Below are 4586 nucleotides of genomic sequence, written 5' to 3' on the forward strand. Positions count from 1 at the left end.
GGCGAGGCGGGCCTCGGCGCCCCGGCCGCCGACCAGGCGGTCTCGGCCGGGAGCAGCGCGCAGGAGGACAGCGGCGCGGGGCCGTCGGTGCTCGGGGCGCCCGAGTCCGGCGCGGAGGACGTCGGGCCCCTCGACGGCCCGGCGGCGGAGCTGCCCACGGCCGAGGGGACCGTGTTCCACGCGGGGGCCGCGCTCTCGGACGCGCCGGCGACGGGCGAGGTGTCCGTCGCCGGCACGGGCGCGAGCCTCGGGGCCTACCCGCTCGTGAGCGAGGTGGCGGCCGTCGAACGGCTGGGCGACCCGCGGTTCGCGGCGTCCGTGCTCGGGCCGGGTCCCGGTGCCGGGGGGCAGGCCCGGGAGCACGCCGGCGGGGCGCCCACGCCGGACGGAGCGCTCGCGTGGCCGGTCCGCGACGTCACCCTCGTCACGGCGGAGCTCACCCGGGCGCGCTGGACGGCGCCCGACGGCACGGAGCTGCTGGTGCCCGCGTACCGGCTGGCCGACGCCGACGGGTCCACGTGGACCGTCGTGGCGGTGGACGAGGAGCGGCTCGACCTGGCGCCCTGACCGGCCCGTGACGCGACCGCCCCGTGGGCGTCGTAGGGTCGGGCTGCAGGGACTTCACCTGTGCCGACACCCGTGACCCGAGGAGCGCACCATGCCATCACGTACCGCCCGCACCGCCTGGAACGGCACCTTCAAGGAGGGCTCCGGCCAGGTCGAGCTGTCGTCGTCGGGTGTGGGCACCTACGACGTGTCCTTCCCCGCGCGCGCCGCCGACGACGCGAACGGCGTCACCAGCCCCGAGGAGCTGCTGGCCGCGTCGCACTCGTCGTGCTTCGCGATGGCGTTCACGAACGAGCTCGGCTCGGCCGGTGCCACGCCCGAGCAGATCGAGGTCACCGCAGAGGTGACGCTGGGTCCGGACCCGTCGGGCGGCCTCTACATCAGCAGGAGCGCCCTGACCGTGCGCGGGTTCGCGTCCGGCACGGACGAGGCCGGGTTCAGGGCCGCGGCCGAGGCCGCCAAGGTCGGCTGCCCGATCTCCAAGGCGCTGTCGGGCGTGGGCGAGATCACGCTCGACGTCACCTTCGAGGCCTGACCAGCGCGTCCGCCCGCGTGACGCCGTGCGCCACGCGGGCGGATGGACGCCCGGCGTGACGCACGCTCCTTCGGTGCGAGAATCGCCGGGTGCCTTCGCAGACCCACGACGCCAGAGCCCGGAACGGCATGAACGACGAGACCCGAGGCCCGAAGCACACCCACCCGCACACGGCCGACGCCGCGGAGGCCGCCCGCAGGGCGCGCGAGGAGGCCGAGGCCCGCGCGGCCCACGAGGCCGAGCGCCGGGCGGCCGAGCTCGAGGAGCAGCGTGTCGCGGCGCTGCGCGAGGCGGACCGCGCCGCCGCGGCCGCGCGCGAGGCCGTCGGCGACGCGCTGCGCACGGTGGTGCGCGGCGCGGTCGACACCAGCACCCGCCGCCGGGCGGAGTACTCGACCGACGCGTCGAACTACCGCGTCGTGCCCGAGGCGGTCGTGTTCCCGGAGAGCACCGACGACGTCGTCGCGGCGCTCGGGGCGCTGCGCGAGCTCCGCGTCCCGGTCACGGCGCGCGGCGCGGGCACCTCGGTGGCGGGCAACTCCGTGGGCCCCGGCGTGGTGCTCGACCTGGGGCGCCGGCTCAACCAGGTGCTGGCGATCGACCCGGAGCGCCGCACGGCCCGGGTCCAGCCCGGCACCGTCATGTCGACGCTGCAGGCCGCGGCGCGGCCGCACGGCCTGCGGTTCGGCCCCGACCCGAGCACCCAGAACCGCGCGACGCTCGGCGGCATGATCGGCAACAACGCGTGCGGCCCGCACGCGGTCGCGTACGGGCGGACGGCGGACAACGTGGTCTCGCTCGACGTGGTCGACGGGCGCGGGAGGCGGTTCACCGCCGGGTCGGGCGACCCCGAGTTCGGTGCCGTGCCGGGCCTCAAGGAGCTCGTCCGCGAGAACCTCGCGCTGATCCGCACGGAGTTCGGGCGGTTCGGGCGCCAGGTCTCGGGCTACTCGCTCGAGCACCTGCTGCCGGAGAACGGCTCCAACCTGGCCCGCGCGCTCGTGGGCACGGAGGGCACGCTCGTCACGGTGCTCGAGGCCGAGCTCGAGCTCGTCGAGATCCCGGGCGCGCCGACCCTCGTCGTCCTCGGCTACCCCGACATGGCGACGGCGGCCGACGACGTGCCGCGCCTCCTGGACCACAAGCCGCTGGCGATCGAGGGGCTCGACGCGCGGCTCGTCGACGTCGTGCGGCGGGCCAAGGGGGACGCGTCGGTGCCGCCGCTGCCGGGTGCCGACGACCCGGGCGTCACCGGCTGGCTCATGATCGAGGTGGGCGGCTCCTCGCAGGCCGAGGCGCTGGGCCGCGCCGACGCGATCGTCGCGGCGGCCACGGCGCTGGACTCGACGGTCCTGCCCGCGGGGCCGGACGCCACCAAGATGTGGCAGATCCGGGCCGACGGCGCGGGCCTGGCGGGGCGCACGCCCGCGGGGGAGCAGGCGTGGCCCGGCTGGGAGGACTCGGCGGTGCCGCCCGAGAAGCTGGGCCCGTACCTGCGGGACCTCCAGGCGCTCATGGACCGGTACGGCGTCGACGGCCTGCCCTACGGGCACTTCGGCGACGGGTGCGTGCACCTGCGGATCGACATCCCGCTCGAGGCGTCGGGGTCGGTGCTGCGCACCTTCATGACCGACGCGGCCGAGCTCGTTGCGCGGTACGGCGGGTCGCTGTCCGGCGAGCACGGCGACGGCCGTGCCCGGTCCGAGCTGCTGCCCCTCATCTACTCGCCCGAGGCGATCGCGCTCATGGAGCGGTTCAAGGCGCTGTTCGACCCGGAGGACCTGCTCAACCCCGGCGTCGTGGTGCGGCCCGACGCGGTCGACGAGCACCTGCGCCGTCCGGCCGCCGCGCCCGTGCGGGCGAAGCTGCCGCTCGTCGGTCCGGGCTCCGGGCGTGGTGTGCGGCGCAAGGCCGGGTACGAGGGGTTCTCGTTCGCGCACGACCACAACGACCTGACCACGGCGGTGCACCGCTGCGTGGGCGTGGGCAAGTGCCGGGCCGACACCTCGGCGTCGGGCGGGTTCATGTGCCCGAGCTACCAGGCGACCAAGGACGAGAAGGACGTGACGCGCGGGCGTGCCCGCGTGCTGCAGGAGGCGGTGAACGGCACGCTCGTGGGCGGGCTGTCCGCGCCGGAGGTGCGCGACTCGCTCGACCTGTGCCTGTCCTGCAAGGCGTGCTCGAGCGACTGCCCGGCCGGTGTCGACATGGCGCAGTACAAGTCGGAGGTGCTGTACCGCACCTACCGCGGCAGGCTGCGGCCGGTCGACCACTACGCGCTGGGCTGGCTGCCGCGCTGGGCGCGGCTCGCGGGTGCTGTCCCGGAGCTGGTCAACGCGCTGCTGGGCGTGAAGTGGATCGGCAAGGCCGTGCTGTGGGCGGGCGGCATGGACACCCGGCGCTCGATGCCGAAGTTCGCCGAGGTGCCGTTCCGGCAGTGGTGGGCACGCGGCGGCGCGACGCACGGCGTGCCCGGGCTGCCTCTCGCGTCGGACGAGGGGCTGGGCGTCCCCGGGCGCGAGGGCGCGACGGCGGCGCGGCTCGCCACCAAGCCCAAGGTCGTGCTCTGGACGGACTCGTTCAGCGACGCGCTGTCGCCGAGCGTGCCGCAGGCCGCCCTCAAGGTGCTCGGCTCGGCGGGGTTCGACGTGATCGTGCCCGACGAGCAGGCGTGCTGCGGGCTGACGTGGATCTCGACCGGGCAGCTCGACGGCGCGCGGCGGCGGCTCCTGCGGCTGCTCGAGGTGCTGGGGCCCTACGCGGTGAACGGCATCCCGATCCTGGGGCTCGAGCCGTCCTGCACCGCGGTGCTGCGTTCCGACCTGCTCGACCTGTTCCCCGACGACCCGCGGGCGCACGCCGTGGCACGCATGACCCGGACGGCGGCGGAGCTGCTGACCTCGGACGAGATGCCGGCCGCGTGGGAGATGCCGTCCCTGGCGGACGTCAAGGCCGTGGTGCAGCCGCACTGCCACCAGCACTCCGTGATGGGCTACGCCGCCGACCAGGCCCTGCTCGAGAAGGGCGGCGCCCAGATCGAGGTGCTGGCCGGCTGCTGCGGGCTGGCGGGCAACTTCGGCATGCAGAAGGGGCACTACGAGACGTCGGTGGCCGTGGCGGAGAACGCGCTGCTGCCGGCCCTCCGCGCCGCCGAGCCGGGCACGACCTACCTGGCCGACGGGTTCTCGTGCCGCACCCAGGCGCTCGACCTCGTGGGGGTCGAGGGCCGGTCTCTGCTGGAGGTCATCGCGGAGCGGCTGTAGGCCCCCACCTGCGGAGGAGGGGCGTCGTCCGGAGGGTGGAGACCGTTCCGCCGACCGGGTGATCCGGTCGCGCGCCCGCGTCGCCAGGATGGGAGCACAGCCGAGACGAAGGAGACTCCCATGACTCGCACGACGGCTCGCCCCCACCGCAGGGCGGCGATCGCGCTGGGCGCGACCCTGGCCCTCGCGGCCCCGCTCGCCGCCGCGGGCGCCGCCACCGC

At 75.8% G+C, this 4586-nt stretch carries 2 protein-coding genes and 1 pseudogene; all 3 read left to right on the top strand.

The window, feature by feature from the left end; all coding sequences use genetic code 11:
* A pseudogene (locus tag HLB15_RS22480) lies at positions 1-567 on the top strand (hypothetical protein); the annotation flags it as partial.
* A 91-nt stretch (positions 568-658) separates the two neighbouring features.
* Positions 659-1102, top strand: a complete 444-nt coding sequence (locus tag HLB15_RS22485; RefSeq protein WP_171108841.1) for an OsmC family peroxiredoxin — start codon at positions 659-661, stop codon at positions 1100-1102.
* Positions 1103-1230: 128 nt separating this feature from the next.
* Positions 1231-4365 (top strand): FAD-binding and (Fe-S)-binding domain-containing protein, encoded by a 3135-nt coding sequence (locus HLB15_RS22490; RefSeq protein WP_229785168.1) that lies wholly within the window; start codon positions 1231-1233, stop codon positions 4363-4365.
* Positions 4366-4586 lie beyond the last annotated feature (221 nt).

Source organism: Promicromonospora citrea, from assembly GCF_013004695.1.
In the GTDB taxonomy this organism is placed as follows: domain Bacteria; phylum Actinomycetota; class Actinomycetes; order Actinomycetales; family Cellulomonadaceae; genus Promicromonospora; species Promicromonospora citrea.